A 15,042-nucleotide genomic window follows, 5' to 3' on the forward strand; every position below is an offset into this window, starting at 1 on the left:
CGACAAGTATTTGATCCTGAGCGACATGTCGGTGATTCGGTCCGCGGGGCTGCGCGGATTTCGCGCGACGGTGGCCGAGCTCGGCGGTAATGCGGAGGGCTTCGCCACCGCCGTCGGGCTGCCGATCGCCGCCCTCGACGCCGACGATCTGCTGGTACCGGATCAGGCGGTCGCCGCGGCACTGGAGCTGGCCGCGCAGCGGCTCGACTGTCCCGATCTGGGCCTGCGCATCTCGCATCGGCAAGATCTCGACATGCTCGGCCCGCTGGCGCTGGCCATCCGGAATTCACCGACCCTGGCCGACGTCCTCGAATGCTGTTCGCGCTATCTGTTCCTGCACGCGCGCTCGCTGAACCTGACGCTCGCACCCGACCCGTACGGCGATCGCGGCGTGATCGCGCTGCGCTACGGGGTCCAGCCGGGCCTGCCGACACCTGTTCAGGGCACCGACCTGGGCTTGGCCTTCGTGCACCGCACATTCCAACGACTGGTGGACGAGCGGTACGGGCTGCGCTCGGTCGAGCTGCCGTACCGGCCCGCGGCGCCGATCCGGGTCTATGAGGAGTTCTTCGGCGCACCCGTGCGGGTCGAGCGTCCGGCGGCGGCATTGCGCATCCCGAGCAGCCTGGCATCTCGGTCGCTGAGCGGCGGCGACGAGAATCTGCACCGCTTGGCCATGGCATTCCTGGCCGAACAATCCGGCGGCGCGGATGCCTCCATCGTGCCGAAGGTCCGCGCCGCCGCCCGACAGCTGCTCGGTACCACCCCACCGGAAATCACTGCCGTCGCAAGGCTTTTGACGATTCATCCGCGCACCCTGCAACGACGACTCGCCGCCGAGGGCACCTCGTTCGCCACCATCCTGGACACCGTCCGCCGCGACGAGGCCCGCCGCTACCTCACCACCACCGATATGCCGATGAGTCAGGTCGCGTCGCTGATCGGACTGTCCGAACAGGCCACCTTCACCCGATGCTGCCGAAGATGGTGGGACACAACGCCTACCGCCGTTCGGCGCGAAGGCACGCAGCACCGGCTACCGCAGTAGTGCGATCACCTCTTTGGCCGCCTCCGCGACCAAGGCGTTGTCCGCCTTGGCATCCGGGCTGGCGTGGGTGGTCAGCACGGCCAGCACGATCGGCGCCGCGCTGCCGGTCGGCCAGGTGACCGCCACATCGTTGGCCGATCCGTAGTCGCCGGTGCCGGTCTTGTCGCCGGTCTTCCATTCGGCGGGCAGACCAGCGCGAATGCGGCTGCCGCCGGTGGTGGTGGCGAGCAGCCACGCGGTCAGCCGTTCCCGCTCCGGCGCAGCGAGTGCGTCGCCGACCGTCAGCGCCCGATAGTCGGCGGCGATCGCCGCGGGTGTGGTGGTGTCGCGCTCGTCGCCGGGGATGGCGGTATTGAGCTGCGGCTCCCAGCGATCCAGCCGGGAAACCTGGTCGCCGATGGATCGCAGGAACTGCGTCAGGGCCTGCGGCCCGCCGAGCAATTTCAGCACTTCGTTGCCCGCGGCATTATCGCTGCGGGTGATCGCCGCATCGCACAATTCCGATACCGACATGCCGCTCTCGATCCGGGTACCGGTCACGGCCGAACCGCCCGCGGCCGCGACATCCGCCTCGGTGAAATGGATGATCTGATCGAAATACCCCGTGGCGAGCGGATGTTCGTGCAGCAGCGCGGCGCATGCGAGTGTCTTGAAGGTCGACATCATCGCGAACCGCTCGTCCTGGCGATAGCCGGCGCTCTTACCCGAAGCGGTGTCGACGGCGAAGACGCCGAGCCGGGCCTCATGTTGCTGCTCGATGCCGGTCAGCTGGGTCGCGGCGGTCACCGTGCTCGGCGATGCCGGGGCCGGATCCGTCGATTCGGTACCGCACGCGCCGATCAGGGGCAGCAGCACCATCGTCAGCAGGACGGACCTAATGCGGGTCGAGGCCGGACCGCTTCTACCGATCTTTGTCATGGCGACACGACAACACAGGGCCGATACGACTGTCCAAGACCAAAGTGCCCGAAACTCGATATCGCCATCGATATCGTCGCAGCGTAGACCCACCAAGGCGCCGCGGTCGCTGACCTGCCGCGGCCGAAAAATTGGCCGCCGAGACCCGTGGCCGGGGCCCGCCGAGAACACGTTGTTCGCGGCGATGCGGCGCCAACCAGCTCGCACCGGACGCCGGCACGTTCGGCCACCCTGTCGACGGCGGGCCGGGTGTAACTCCCACCGGTATCTACCCATGGACGTAGTGACTGGTCCGCACTTAGATTCGGAAGGCACGATTCATGCAGGGACGGGCGTCGTCCGCGAGAACCGCGGACGCGAGGACCGGGCGGGAGCTGCGGGTGGTGTCCGAGGACACGTATACCGATTGGCATGCGGTCTACCAGGACAATGTCGCGTGGGTATACGGGTTGATGTTCGCCAAGGTCGGCAATCGCGCGGACGCCGAGGATCTCACCGGAGAGGTTTTTCTCGCGGCATTGCGACCGTTGCGGATTTCGGCGAGCATCCCGCAGGTGCGGGCCTATCTGCGAGCCACCGCTCGGTCGGTGCTCGCGGAACACTGGCGCAAACGTCTCGGATGCGAGATCACCTCCATCGACGACGATGTGTCACAGGCCGAAGCCCCCGATCCCGAACTCACAGATGCGCCGGAACGTGCGCGGGCGATGCTGGAGCAATTGCCCGAGCGATATCGCAGGATTCTGGAACTCCGATTCCTGCAGGGATGTTCGGTTCGGGAGGCGGCGGTCGAGTTGGGGATCAGTCTTGTCAATGCGCGTGTCCTGCAGCACCGGGCGCTGCGGATGGCGGCACAGTTGGAAAGGAAACCGCGATGAGCGCCCGCGAACTGCGCCGGTATATCGACGCGCTATTGCGCGGCCGCAGGCCGAAGGACTTTCGTACGGATGTGGATGAGGCCGCCCAACTGCGCGCTGCGATCGAACTGCGGGCCGCAGGCCACGAAAGTGGCCCGCCGCGAGCGGAATTCGTCGAGGATCTGCATCGCCGATTGGCGGCCGAGTTGGATCCGACTGCCGAAGAACAGGTTTCGGTGCGCTCACTCGGCACGCGCCGTCAGGTGATCGCCGGTACGTCGATCGCGGCGGCCGCCGCCGCTGCCGGTGTGGTCGTCGATCGGGCACTCGACCGCGGTACCGGCGACACCGAAAATCCGCCCATCGCATCGACACTCGATCCCGTACAGGGCACTTGGCTGGCGATCGCGTCGAGTTCCGATGTCACCGAAGGGATGACGCGGCCGTTCGATGTCGGCACGGTAACCGGGTTCATCCGTCGAGTGCAGGGCGCGGTCGTCGCGGTGTCCGGCGTGTGCACACATCAGGGCTGCCGCCTGTGGTTCGACAATGCCGACGATCGGCTGCGCTGCCCCTGCCATTCGACCTCGTTCACGGTGACCGGCCAGGTGCTGACCCATCAGCTGCCGATCGCGCCCGCACCGCTGCCGCATCTGCGGGTCCGGGAAAATGCCGGTGTCATCGAGGTTTTCGCACCGGCGAAGCCCGCGTGATGTAACACGGGCCCCTATCTGTCAGTGAGAGGTTCGCGATAGCGCGGATCACCGACAGATCTGGAGGCCTGGTGCAAATGAGACCCGTCAGCACCGGTGCACGGCTCGCCACCGCCGTGCTCGCCGCAATCCCGAGCTTGCTGCTGGTTACGGCCTGCGGCAGTTCGGCACCGGCCCACGACACCGCACCAACCATCGACTTCCACCAAACCGGCGGCCCCACACCGGGTTTCCCTGGTCACGGGATGACCGGATCCGCCCCGACGGCCGCCGCCGCGTCCACCACCACATCGGCCGCGGCCTCGACGACCGCGAATACCGTCGACATCCAGAACTTCGTATTCGCGCCCGCGAAACTCACTGTCCCGGTTGGCACCACGGTGACCTGGACCAATAAGGACGAAGAACCGCATACGGTCGCGGCGAACGACGCCAGCTTCCGCTCCCCCGGCATGGGGCACAACGCGAACTTCACCTTCGTCTTCAATACGCCGGGCACCTTCGATTACATCTGCACGATTCACCCGTTCATGCACGGCACAGTGGTGGTGACGAAATGACGCCGACCGACTACGACCCCCGCGACCCGCACGCCATGACCCGCCGCCAATTGCTGCGCCACTCCGCCTGGTTCGGCGCCGCCGTCGGCTTGTCCGTCGTCGGTGGCGAAGTCATCTCGCAGGTGGCGGGCACCGCGGCCCGCGCCGAGGACACCGCGCGGCCGGAACTGCGTTTCGCCCAACTCAGCGATAGCCACCTCGGCTTCCAGGGCGCGGCGAACACCAATGTCACCGACACCTTCGCCGAGGCCATCGGCCAGATCAATGCCCTTGGCCACACACCGGATTTCGTGATCCACACCGGCGATCTCACCCATTTGGCCACCCCGGAACAGTTCGATCAGGTGAAGCAGATGCTGACCGAGACGAATACCCCGCACGTGTTCACCGTTCCCGGCGAACACGATTCGATCGACGATGCCGGGCAGAAGTACCGCGCCGCCTTCGGTGCCGGAACCCGCGGCGACGGCTGGTACAGCTTCGATATCGCGGGCGTGCACGTGATCGCGTTGGTCAACACGCTCAATCTGAATCTGCTGGGGCATCTCGGCCAGGATCAACTCGAGTTCATTCGCAAGGATGTCGCACCGCTGTCGAGTGACACCCCGATCATCGTCTTCAGCCACATCCCCCTGTTCGCCATGTATCCGGACTGGGGTTGGGGCACCGACGACGCCACCCAGGCATTGAGCTACCTGCGCCGCTTCGCGTCGGTGACCTGTCTCAACGGCCATGTGCACCAACTGTTCACCAAGACCGAGGGCAATATCGCCTTCCACAGCGGGACGACTACCGCCTATCCGCTCCCCCATCCCGGCGACGGACCCGCGCCCAAACCGGTCACCCTCCCGGCGGGAAAGCTGCACGACGCGCTCGGCATTCGTGAGGTGAGCTTCGTGCGCGGCCAGCAGCAACTCGCCATCCGGGAACAACCGCTGAAATGAGCCCGGTTCGGCGGACGGTTCGCTCGCACGGGCCGGCGCTGGCTGCGCATATCCGCGCGGATCGGCGTCGAATAGTCAAGAAATGAACGAGCCGTTCGCCGGTTCCGCGCGTAAACTCCCAGCTCCGGGAGGTCGGGTAAGTGCAGTTTTCAGTATTGGGTGAGGTCCGCGGGTGGCGTGGGGAGACGCCCCTCGAACTCGGACCTCCGCAACGTCGCGCGGTATTGGCCGCGCTGTTGCTGCGTGCCGGAAAGTCGGTTACCGCAGCGGAATTGGTCGAGGGGATCTGGGGCGAGGATCCGGTGCCGCGCGCGATCGCGGCGCTGCGCACCCATGTCGCGCAGCTGCGCCGGGTGCTGGAACCGGAGCGGATCGCGCGGGCGCCCTCGACGGTGCTGGTATCGGTCGGCGACGGTTACGCCTTGCGGATCGCGCCCGGTTCGACCGATATCGATGCGGTCGAGGCCCTGGTCGCGACGGCGCAACGGTTGCGCGGCGATACGCCGGACGCGGCACGCCAAGCGTTGACCGATGCGCTGGCCCGCTGGCGTGGTCCCGCATTGAGCGGATTGTCCGGCCCCTTCGCCGACCGGCAGCGCATCCGGCTCGAGCAGTGGCGGCTGGCCATCCTCGAGGACCGGCTCGCCCTCGATATCGAGGTCGGCCGGGCCGCCGACGCGGTCGCCGAACTGGGTCCGTTGATCGATGAGCACCCATTGCGCGAACGCTTCCGCGCCCTGCTGATGGCCGCGCTCTACCACTGCGGACGCCAGGCCGAGGCGCTCGACGTGTTCGCGCGGGCCCGCCGCGATCTGGTGGACGGGATCGGCGTCGAGCCGGGCCCGGAGCTGACCGCGATGCATGAACGCATCCTGCGCGCCGATATGCCCGCACCGCGAACGACGAACTACCGCCCGGACCCGGTGGTGCCGGCGCAATTGCCGCCGGATATCGCCGATTTCACCGGCCGCGAACCGCTGGTCGAGCGCATCGCCGAACAGTTGACCGGCGGCGGCAGGGCGGTGGCCATCTCCGCGGTGGGCGGCATGGGCGGCGTCGGCAAGACCACACTCGCCCTGCACGTGGCCCATCACGTGCGCGATCGGTTCCCGGATGGGCAGCTGTATGTGAACCTGCGCGGCGTCGATCCGGTGCCGACCTCCCCCGGGGACGCCCTCGGCGGATTCCTGCGTGCGCTCGGGCTCGCGGAGGGCGAGATTCCCTCCACCGTCGACGATCGCGCGGCCCAGCTGCGCACCCGTCTATCCGGCAAGCGCATGCTGATCGTGCTCGACAATGCCCGTGGCAGTGCGCAATTGACACCGCTGCTGGCCGGCACACCCGGCACCGCGGTATTGATTACCAGCCGTTCGGCCCTGACCGAGATGCCAGCCGTCCGCCGCACCCGCCTCGACGTGCTGGAGTACGAGGAGGCCATGGCGCTGCTGATCCGCATCCTCGGCCGGGAACGCGTCGCGGCCGAGGAGCGCGCGGCGCGACGGGTGGTCGAACTCTGCGGATGTCTGCCGTTGGCGGTGCGCATCGTCGGCGCGCGGCTGGCGGTGCGGCCGCGGTGGACGATCGCGGCGTTCGCGGCGCGATTGGCCGATGAGAAGGGACGGCTCGCGGTGCTGGAGACCGGTGAGCTCGGCGTCGAGGCCGCGTTCCGGCTCGGATACGGACAGCTGACCGAACAGCAGGCCAAGGCCTTTCGCACGCTCGCACTCGTCGATTTCCCGGATCTGCCGGTCGACGGCGTCGCCGCGGTGCTCGGCATCGCGGAGTCCGAGGCCGAGCGGATATGCGAATCGCTGGTGGATCTGAGCCTGCTCGAGACGACGGTGCCCGGCCGCTACCGATTCCACGATCTGCTGCGCCTGTTCGCCCAGGGCGTCGCCGACGAGGACGAGTCGGCGGTGCTGGTCCGGCTGCTCGACTACTACCTCGCGGGTGCGAAGAACCTGCTCAGCGCCATCGACTACAGCAACACCACGCGTCTGCTCGTCCCGACCGCGGTGCCGGGCCGCGACTTCGCCAGCGGCGCCGACGGGCAGGTCTGGAACGACGTCGAACGACCGGTGGTGATCGCCCTGCACCGGCAGGCCGCCCGGGTCGGCGGTCGCGCACTCGAGGTGGCGGCCGATCTGGCGTGGGTGATGGCCGAGCTGATGGACGCCGGCACCCGCGCCAGGGAGCTGGCCGACGCGCTGACGGCCTTACTGGACACCGCGATTCGAGAAGGACATGCCAACAGTGAACGCCGGGTCCGGGTCGCGCTCGGCGCACTGCTGCAGGTCGGGCTCGGCGAGGTCGAGGCGAGTCTGAAATATCTCGATGCGGGATCCGGACCACCTGCCGACGACGCCGAACGCAGGCTCGGTGTGCTCTCGGAGGTGCTGCTCGGCATCGCCGATCGACGACTCGGCGATGCCGCGGCGTCGCGCCGGCATTTCGACAATGCGATGCATTTCGCCCGCGTGCTCGGCGACCGGTCGCTGCAGGCCTGGTGTCTGGCGCTGGTCACCCGCACCTACTGCGAGGCGGGGCGCTACGACGAGGCCGTCGATGTCGCGGATCGGGCCATCGCGCTGGCACACGCGTCGTCCAATCCGGTGGCGCTCGGTTGGGCCACCCACGAATTGGCGGCCACCCTGTCCCTGCGCGGCGAGCACGAGCGCGCACTCGAGCTCGGCGGCGATGCCGTACGGATCGCGCGGCGCAATGGCGTGCGCCTCTGGGAGGGCTGGGCCAGAACGAGATTGGCGCAGATCCAGCTGCGCGCGGGCAATGTGGCAGACGCGCAAACCCAAGCCGCGGAAGCGATTCGCCTGCTGACCAAGGCCGCCGATCCGATCGATCGAGCGCGCGCACTGGCATTGCACGCGAGCGCGCTGGCCGCACAGGGCCGCACCGGCCCGGCCGCGGCGGAGTTCGGTGAGGCCGCCGAGATCTTCCGGCGCGCGGGACTGACGCCGCCCACCGTCGACCATCTCTTCAGTGCGTCCACGACCGCGGATGCCGTCGAATAGGCGGCGTTTATCCAACATTTATCCGATGCTGATGGTCGCCTGGAACCCTCTGGGTCGATGCGACCGCCATCGCGGGTGAACGGGAGGTCACCACGCAGGCGCGCTATATCGACTTGTGTGCGAGGGGTACGCAAGGCGTATCGGCATGTCCGGCTGCGGATTGCCCGGCGGTGCTTCGTCCGAGTACGAGGCGCGAAGCCATATGACGGGCGGCAACGGGCGTTGTGGTTTGCCGGCGTCGCATCGACAGCGGCTGCGGACCCTTCGCAGGTGTCCACGCAGTCCGCGAGCGCCGTGGTCGCCCGGCAAGCTCGGTTGCCGGTGCGCCCGGTCCCAGCCAATATCTGAAGTAGATCCGAGTCGGACCGACCAGGTCTGACGAGTCCGTGACATGCCGGGCGAACTCCTTGTCGCGGCTGCGGGACCGGCCGACACTTCGGACATGACGACCTTCGACGACCTTCGGGCGCTGTTCATCAACTGCACACTCAAGCCCTCCCCCGAGCCGAGCAATACCCAGGGCCTCATCGACATAAGTGCCCGCATCATGGAAAAGAACGAAGTCCAGGTTTCGCAGATCCGCGCCGTCGATCACGACATCGCGACCGGAGTCTGGCCCGATATGACCGAACACGGCTGGGCCACCGACGAATGGCCGGCGCTGCAGCGGCAGGTGATGGACGCCGACATTCTGGTGCTGGCCGGGCCGATCTGGCTCGGCGACAACAGTTCGGTCACCAAGCGCGTCATCGAACGGCTGTACGGCAATTCGTCGGTCCTCAACGAGCGCGGCCAGTACGCCTACTACGGCCGGGTCGGCGGCTGTCTGATCACCGGCAATGAGGACGGCGTCAAACACTGCGCGATGAATATCATCTACAGCCTCCAGCACCTCGGCTACACGATTCCGCCCCAGGCCGACGCCGGGTGGATCGGCGAGGCCGGGCCGGGTCCCTCGTATCTGGATCCGGGCTCCGGTGGGCCGGACAACGACTTCACCAACCGCAACACCACCTTCATGACCTGGAATCTGCTGCACCTGGCCCGGATGCTGAAGGACAACAACGGCATTCCCGCACACGGCAATCAGCGCTCGGAATGGGACGCGGGCTGTCGGTTCGATTTCGAGAATCCCGAATACCGTTAGGGCCCAGCCCGTTTGCCTACTGCACCGGCGTCGGCTCAGCGTGGATATCGGCGAAGATTCCCGAACACCGGCCATGCGAATCCGACCCGGACGATCGTCGCGTTGGCCGTCGGGCTAGCTGATACTCGGCGAGCTTTGGCATAGTCTGCGGCGTATGCAGACGATCGGTTCACCGCATCCGCACGAGCCGCACGGCGCAGACCTGACGTCGCGGTTGAACTGGTTGCGCGCTGGGGTGCTCGGCGCGAACGACGGCATCGTGTCGACCGCGGGTCTGGTGGTGGGTGTTGCCGCGGCGACGACGAGTTCCTCGGCCATCTTCACCGCGGGCATCGCCGGACTGACCGCTGGCGCGATCTCCATGGCCGTCGGCGAATACGTTTCGGTCAGCACCCAGCGCGATTCCGAGCGGGCGCTGCTGGCCAAGGAACGCAAGGAACTCACCGACGAACCGGAATACGAATTGGCCGAACTCGCCGACATCTATCAGGCCAAGGGGTTGTCACCGGAGACGGCGCGCAAGGTGGCCGAGGAATTGACCGCACACGACGCATTCCTCGCCCACGCCGAGGCCGAACTCGGATTGGATCCGCAAGCTCTGACCAACCCGTGGCAGGCGGCCATCTCCTCGGCGATCGCGTTCACTCTCGGGGCGCTGCTGCCGCTGTTGGCGATCATCCTGCCGCCCACGACGGCCCGCATCCCGGTTACATCCGCGGCGGTGCTGGTCGCGCTGGCGATCACCGGATCGGTCAGCGCCCGCCTCGGCGGTAGCGACCGCCGCCGCGCCGTGCTGCGGGTGGTGATCGGCGGCGCGCTGGCGATGGCGGTCACCTATGGCATCGGTCAATTGGCGGGCGTTTCCGGGATATGAAACAGCAACGGGCCGACGGCTTCGCCGGCCCGTTCACTTTGTCAGTAATAGTGCCGTCGACCGCCGACCGGGCGGCCCACCGATCCGACGAGTGCGAGGATCGCGCCGATGAGCAGCAAGATGATTCCGACGGTGGTCAGCAGCGGAATGCTGAGCAGATACCCGACAATGAGGAGTATCAAACCAAGGATGATCATGATCATTTCCTTTACTTGGTCGTTTTGACCGTGGTGCGGCCGGATGTTTCGACCGGCGCCGCGCCCGTGGGCTGGCGCATGAACCGATTCAAGCTCCAGACCGGTTTACCGCCCGGCGGCGGTGCGACCGGCGCGGCGGGCTTGGTGGCAGGGGGCGGCGGCGCGTCTCGACGCTGATCCGGCTGCTGGGCCGCCTTGTCCTTGGCAGCCAGTTCCCGGCGCGACTGTCGCAGGTCACGACGTGCCGCGCTGCCGCGGCGGGAACTGCGCCAGACACCTGCCAGCAGCAGGCTCAGGCCGAGCATCCCGATGGCCCCGATCGCCATCCCATAGAGGAAAAGTTCCCCCGCGGAGGCGGTGAAGTGATAATCGAATACCCCGAAATCGCTTGATGAAGTACGAACTTCACCCGTATTGGCCGCCACTCCGGCAACGCCGACAATTACCGCGCCGATGAGAACGACGAGCCCGATGATAATGATCATGACAATCCCGTTGCGCTGGTTAACATTACAATCCGGTTATGCCCGGTAATTCCGGAATCAAACACCACGCCCGGCGTGGCGTTTGAAACCGGCCGATTCGGTTATGCGCGGAACCGAAGGATTGCCACCGACAAGGAGGTCACCATGACCTACACCTTCGATATGACGGACTACTCGGACGAATCGGCCTTCGTCGCCGAGCGCGCGCTCCACAACCTGGGCGGCGTCCAATCGGTCGACGTCAACCGCACCTCCGAAACCATCACCGTCAACTCCACACTGTCCTACGGCGAAGTGCTCGACGCGATTCGATCCGCGGGCGTCGGCGCGAAGTAGGCGCTTGCTGAGATTCCCTAGCGGCCGCGCCCATACGGCACTGCGAGTTTCCGGCGTTGCTGGCGCGTCAGACGGTTGGGCACTATCTGCCACCACGTCACACACCGCCAGACCCATTCGAGCGGGCCGTAGCGGAACCAGCGCAGCCAGTAGTAACTCCACAGCGCCTGCACCGCGATGATCGCGGCGGCCAGGCCGAGCAGTGCGCCATAGCGGTTCGAATCGGATAGGCCCAGCCATGGGTCGGCGGCCAGGATCAGCGCGGTTGCCGAGAGGTAGTTGGTCAGCGCCATCCGGCCCATCGGCTCGAGCACGTCCGCGAACAACTCACCGGTCTCGGTGCGCAGGAACACCAGGACTCCGGTGAAATACGCGAGCGCACCGAACAATCCGGCCACCGGCGCCGCGCTGCCGGTCCACAGGTCGGCATACGGCGTCCGGTACTCCCACATGCCCGCGACCACCGCGGCGGGCGCGGCCAGGGCGAATGCCGCCACGATCCGCCAGCCGCGCAGGTTGTCGGCGAGACCGAAGCGGTCGGCGGCAAGTCCCAGCAGGAATAGGCCGGGCACGAGGCCGAATCCGCCGCCGAGCGTGACCGCGACCCCGATCGTGCCGACCAGCCCGGCGAGTAGCAGCACCCAGCGCGGCAGGCCCGCCGTGGGCAGCAGAATCACCAAACCGACGATCGCATAAGGCAATAACGCCTCATCCGGCGCGAACACATGGTGGATCAGGCCGAAGACACCGAGGGCGACGAGCCTGCGCGCCAGCACCCGTCGCGGGTGATCGGTGTGCTCGCCGCGGTCGAGGAACAGCGAAAAGCTCAGCCCGAACAGGAAAGCGAAGATCGGAAAGAACCGTCCCTCGAACAGCACCGACAGCACATGCCGCATCGGATCCACCACACCGGGCTCGATCATGGCCCGCATATCGGTGAGCTGCCAGATATCGACGACCAGAATCCCGCACAGCGCGACGCCGCGTACGGCGTCCAACTCGCGGATGCGCGGTTTCGCGCCGTCGGGCTCCATATATCCACGCTAACGAGCACCCGGTCGCGGACATCGCTCATCCGACGAGGTGTCGCCAATAGAACCGACGCTGTCACCGCTGCTCGAGCGACTGGAGTCGGCCGGGTTGATCACCCGTGGCCGCGACGAGCGAAACCTTGTGATCGATCTGACCCTGGCCGGGCGAGCAGGCCGAGAAGATTCCGCCCGCGGTGGTGGAACGACTCGGCGTGACATTGGCGGATCTCGAGGAGTTGCGCGAGGTATCGACCCGGGTCAACGAGTCCGCGCGACGCTCCGTTGCCCCCGCCACATCAACAGGAGTGCACGCATGAACAGTCGGGCCGATCCGATCCAGTGGCTCAGTGGTGACGCCCGGTCGTCGCGCCGAGCACGGCTAGCCGAACTCGATTCGTGGCGCCGGTTTTCGTCATCAGGTTGCCGATATGCGTTTTGACCGTGGTGATGCCGAGGTGCAGGCGTTCGGCGATCTCGGCGTTGGACAGACCCGTCGATACCAACTCCAGCACTTCGGCTTCGCGTGGGGTGAGCCCTGGCGGAGCAACGAAATCATCGTTCGAGGTGGCTGCCTCCCGTGCGGTCACCGCCGAATCGACCAGTCGTCGCAGTACGGCCTGAGTGAACGGCGACTCGCCCGCGGCCGCGCGGCGGATGCCATCGAGCAGATCGGTCGGCGAGGCGTCCTTGACGAGGAATCCGCAGGCGCCCGCCGCGAGCGCGGGATATAGGTGGTCGTCATCGTCGAAGGTCGTCAAGATTACGATACGGATCGATGGCCGCATCGCGAGAATCCGCTCGGTGGCGCGGATTCCGTCCATTCCCGGCATGCGCAGGTCCATGAGGATGACGTCGGGAGTCGTCTGCTCGGCGAGTCCGACGGCCTCTCCCCCGCTCGCCGCCTGCCCGACGACCTCGAGTTCGGCATCGGTCTCGCAGAGCATGCGCAGCCCGGCGCGAACCAGCTGCTGGTCGTCGACGATCAATACTCGAATGGTCATGGCCGCACGCTTTCTCGGACAGTCACGACGCCACCCGAATCGCGGGCGGCAGGGATGCGTCGAGCCGCCAACCGGAATCACCCGGCCCGGCGACGAACTCGCCGCCCAGCAGCTCGACGCGCTCGCGTAATCCGACCAGCCCGAGGCCCTGGCCGGAGCCGTTCGCTGCCCGTATCCCGTTGTCGGACAGTATGAAATCGACGGTGCCATCCGTGCGGGCGGTGATTGTCAGCCGGGCCGTCGCGCCCGAACCCGCGTGCTGCACGACATTCGCCACGCCCTCCTGCGCCAAGCGCAGCAATGTCAATGCCCGCAACGCATCCACATCCGTCACGGCAGCCTCGATCCGCACCGCCACAATGGTCCCGAGCTGGGCGGCCCGCTCCGCAACGGCGGTCACGGCTGCCGGCAGATCCGTTGGCGCGATGAAGGATTCGCCCGCCATCGCCGGATCACGCAGCACCGAGACCAGCAGCCGCAGATCGGCGAGGGTTTCGGTGCCGCTGGCGTGGATATCATCGAGCACCTCCCGCACCGCGGGCGGCGCATCCGGCACCGCATGCCGGGCCACCCCCACCCGCAGCACGGTGGACGAGACGTGATGCGCGATCAGATCGTGCAATTCCCTTGCGATGGCGGTCCGCTCCAAGGCCCGAGCTGCCGCGATATCGGCCTCGCGACGTTGCGATATCTCTCCCGCCGCCCTCCTGGCCCGATCCGCGCCTTCGCGCGCGGCGCGCAGCAGATGTCCGATCAACAGCGGCGCACCCGCCATCACGAGCGCTCGGTAACCGGTCGCCGCGGCCTCCCCCGCCGGATGCAGCAGATAAGCCCCGCCCAACGCCCCCGCCGCCACCCACGGCTGCCACCCACCGCGACGTGCCGCCAGTTCGATGAGTGCGATGGCCGCACCCACCTTCGGCACCAAGGGGCCGGTACCGCCGATCTCGAAGCCGAGCACCAACAACCCGGTAACCAGCAGCGATGTCGCGAACGGCCATCGAATACCGCCCGCCGTCGCGACCACCGCGAGCAGGCCGATCACCCAATCCACCGGACCCGGAGCGTCCGAAAGCAGCAGCAGACAGCCGATCGCCGATGCCAGCAACACACCCATCCGAACCGGCAGGGCGCGCACCTCGAGCAGCCAGTCCACGCCCCTGGTCACGCCCGAATCAACCACGCAGACCATGATGCACGGTCGCCGCGGAGCGCGACTCCTACCGGCGGAGGAGTTCTGTCCTGCGGACGGCCGGAATTCTGGACTCGAGTCGCAAGCGCGCGGGTTCGTCGATTCCTGGGTGGTGTGGGTCGTGAACCTGCGCGAGCACGGGCGTGGAAGTCCTTGTGTGGTATGGGTTCTGGTCAACGCACAGCACGCATCCGGCATACTTGGCGAGTGTTGCGGACGGCGTGGCGTTGGCCACGATGGATTCGGGTGCTATTGGCTCTAGTGGTCGTGCTGGTTGGCGCGGTGACGTGGTGGAAACTGACGTTGCCACCGAATCCGGCGGCCGAGCATCTGGATCAGCTACGGGTGCAGGGGTATTCGCGTTCGGATGAGTCGGTCGATGATCGGGTTGGGCCGGCTGCGAGTGCGGTGTTCTTCGGGCCGCCGGTGGACGATGTGCTGCAGGTGGTGTCGGCGCCGGGGTTGCGGTTGCAGCGGTATGAACCGGATGAGTCCGTCAAGCAGAAGATTCAGCAGAATGGTCCGGGTCCGCTCGAGGACGTGGCGAAGGGAGACTTCGGCGATGACTGCCACCTGTGGATTGATCGTCTCCACTATGAGCGGGATTCTTGGATGAGTCGAACTCCCGAACAGGTCGACGCCATGTACAAGGGGAGTTTGTTTGTTTTCGAATTCATCGTGACATGCGGTCCGGGCTGATCGCCGCGTCT

At 66.9% G+C, this 15,042-nt stretch carries 16 protein-coding genes and 1 pseudogene; 11 read left to right on the forward strand and 6 right to left on the reverse strand.

Features of this window, described 5'->3' with window-relative positions; translation table 11 throughout:
- The first annotated feature begins 25 nt into the window (after window positions 1-25).
- Window positions 26-1,048, forward strand: a complete 1,023-nt coding sequence (locus ACHQ4I_RS06935) for an AraC family transcriptional regulator (RefSeq protein WP_420770855.1) — start codon at window positions 26-28, stop codon at window positions 1,046-1,048.
- On the opposite strand, the gene bla is transcribed toward ACHQ4I_RS06935, so the two are convergent.
- Complete coding sequence (gene bla, locus ACHQ4I_RS06940; protein WP_420770856.1) at window positions 1,037-1,966, reverse strand: class A beta-lactamase; 930 nt, start codon at window positions 1,964-1,966, stop codon at window positions 1,037-1,039. The two genes, ACHQ4I_RS06935 and bla, sit on opposite strands and share 12 nt — an antisense overlap.
- Before the next feature lie 320 nt (window positions 1,967-2,286).
- On the opposite strand from bla, the gene ACHQ4I_RS06945 reads away from it, so the two are divergent.
- The 7 genes from ACHQ4I_RS06945 (at window position 2,287) to ACHQ4I_RS06975 (ending at window position 10,090) form a co-directional block, all read left to right on the forward strand.
- The gene (locus ACHQ4I_RS06945) at window positions 2,287-2,844 is read left to right on the forward strand and encodes an RNA polymerase sigma factor (protein WP_420770857.1); all 558 of its coding nucleotides are present in this window, start codon (window positions 2,287-2,289) and stop codon (window positions 2,842-2,844) included.
- Complete coding sequence (locus ACHQ4I_RS06950) at window positions 2,841-3,536, forward strand: QcrA and Rieske domain-containing protein (RefSeq protein WP_420770858.1); 696 nt, start codon at window positions 2,841-2,843, stop codon at window positions 3,534-3,536. The genes ACHQ4I_RS06945 and ACHQ4I_RS06950 overlap by 4 nt, the downstream gene beginning before the upstream one ends.
- 77 nt (window positions 3,537-3,613) lie before the next feature.
- Window positions 3,614-4,096: a cupredoxin domain-containing protein gene (locus ACHQ4I_RS06955; RefSeq protein ID WP_420770859.1), complete on the forward strand. Its 483-nt coding sequence runs from the start codon at window positions 3,614-3,616 to the stop codon at window positions 4,094-4,096.
- Window positions 4,093-5,040, forward strand: coding sequence for a metallophosphoesterase family protein (locus tag ACHQ4I_RS06960; protein WP_420770860.1), 948 nt, complete (start codon window positions 4,093-4,095; stop codon window positions 5,038-5,040). Before ACHQ4I_RS06955 ends, ACHQ4I_RS06960 begins: the two co-directional genes overlap by 4 nt.
- 140 nt (window positions 5,041-5,180) lie before the next feature.
- Complete coding sequence (locus ACHQ4I_RS06965; protein ID WP_420770861.1) at window positions 5,181-8,069, forward strand: AfsR/SARP family transcriptional regulator; 2,889 nt, start codon at window positions 5,181-5,183, stop codon at window positions 8,067-8,069.
- Window positions 8,070-8,511: 442 nt separating this feature from the next.
- Window positions 8,512-9,216: a flavodoxin family protein gene (locus tag ACHQ4I_RS06970; RefSeq protein WP_420770862.1), complete on the forward strand. Its 705-nt coding sequence runs from the start codon at window positions 8,512-8,514 to the stop codon at window positions 9,214-9,216.
- Between the two features lie 154 nt (window positions 9,217-9,370).
- The gene (locus ACHQ4I_RS06975) at window positions 9,371-10,090 is read left to right on the forward strand and encodes a VIT1/CCC1 transporter family protein (RefSeq protein ID WP_420770863.1); all 720 of its coding nucleotides are present in this window, start codon (window positions 9,371-9,373) and stop codon (window positions 10,088-10,090) included.
- Window positions 10,091-10,131: 41 nt separating this feature from the next.
- Here the strand turns inward: ACHQ4I_RS06975 and ACHQ4I_RS06980 are convergent, their stop codons facing one another.
- Together ACHQ4I_RS06980 and ACHQ4I_RS06985 are read right to left on the reverse strand one after the other, a co-directional pair.
- Window positions 10,132-10,287, reverse strand: coding sequence for a DUF6131 family protein (locus ACHQ4I_RS06980; protein ID WP_420770864.1), 156 nt, complete (start codon window positions 10,285-10,287; stop codon window positions 10,132-10,134).
- 11 nt (window positions 10,288-10,298) lie between these two features.
- Window positions 10,299-10,772 carry a hypothetical protein gene (locus ACHQ4I_RS06985; RefSeq protein WP_420770865.1) on the reverse strand — a complete coding sequence of 158 codons (474 nt, stop codon included), beginning with the start codon at window positions 10,770-10,772 and terminating at the stop codon, window positions 10,299-10,301.
- Window positions 10,773-10,916: 144 nt separating this feature from the next.
- Between ACHQ4I_RS06985 and ACHQ4I_RS06990 the strand changes: the two genes are divergently transcribed.
- Window positions 10,917-11,108, forward strand: coding sequence for a heavy-metal-associated domain-containing protein (locus tag ACHQ4I_RS06990; RefSeq protein ID WP_420770866.1), 192 nt, complete (start codon window positions 10,917-10,919; stop codon window positions 11,106-11,108).
- Window positions 11,109-11,125: 17 nt separating this feature from the next.
- Here ACHQ4I_RS06990 and ACHQ4I_RS06995 read toward each other — a convergent pair whose 3' ends face one another.
- Window positions 11,126-12,142, reverse strand: coding sequence for a DUF418 domain-containing protein (locus ACHQ4I_RS06995; RefSeq protein ID WP_420770867.1), 1,017 nt, complete (start codon window positions 12,140-12,142; stop codon window positions 11,126-11,128).
- A gap of 64 nt (window positions 12,143-12,206) precedes the next feature.
- On the opposite strand from ACHQ4I_RS06995, the pseudogene ACHQ4I_RS07000 reads away from it, so the two are divergent.
- Window positions 12,207-12,456: pseudogene (locus ACHQ4I_RS07000) on the forward strand (MarR family transcriptional regulator); the annotation flags it as partial.
- A 27-nt stretch (window positions 12,457-12,483) separates the two neighbouring features.
- Here ACHQ4I_RS07000 and ACHQ4I_RS07005 read toward each other — a convergent pair.
- Together ACHQ4I_RS07005 and ACHQ4I_RS07010 are read right to left on the reverse strand one after the other, a co-directional pair.
- On the reverse strand, window positions 12,484-13,140 hold the full coding sequence (locus ACHQ4I_RS07005; protein WP_420770868.1) for a response regulator: 657 nt from the start codon (window positions 13,138-13,140) through the stop codon (window positions 12,484-12,486).
- A 22-nt stretch (window positions 13,141-13,162) separates the two neighbouring features.
- Window positions 13,163-14,332, reverse strand: coding sequence for a sensor histidine kinase (locus ACHQ4I_RS07010; RefSeq protein ID WP_420770869.1), 1,170 nt, complete (start codon window positions 14,330-14,332; stop codon window positions 13,163-13,165).
- Between the two features lie 246 nt (window positions 14,333-14,578).
- On the opposite strand from ACHQ4I_RS07010, the gene ACHQ4I_RS07015 reads away from it, so the two are divergent.
- Window positions 14,579-15,031, forward strand: coding sequence for a hypothetical protein (locus ACHQ4I_RS07015; protein ID WP_420770870.1), 453 nt, complete (start codon window positions 14,579-14,581; stop codon window positions 15,029-15,031).
- Window positions 15,032-15,042: the final 11 nt, after the last annotated feature.

Source organism: Nocardia nepalensis (assembly GCF_048910785.1).
Taxonomy (GTDB): domain Bacteria; phylum Actinomycetota; class Actinomycetes; order Mycobacteriales; family Mycobacteriaceae; genus Nocardia; species Nocardia nepalensis.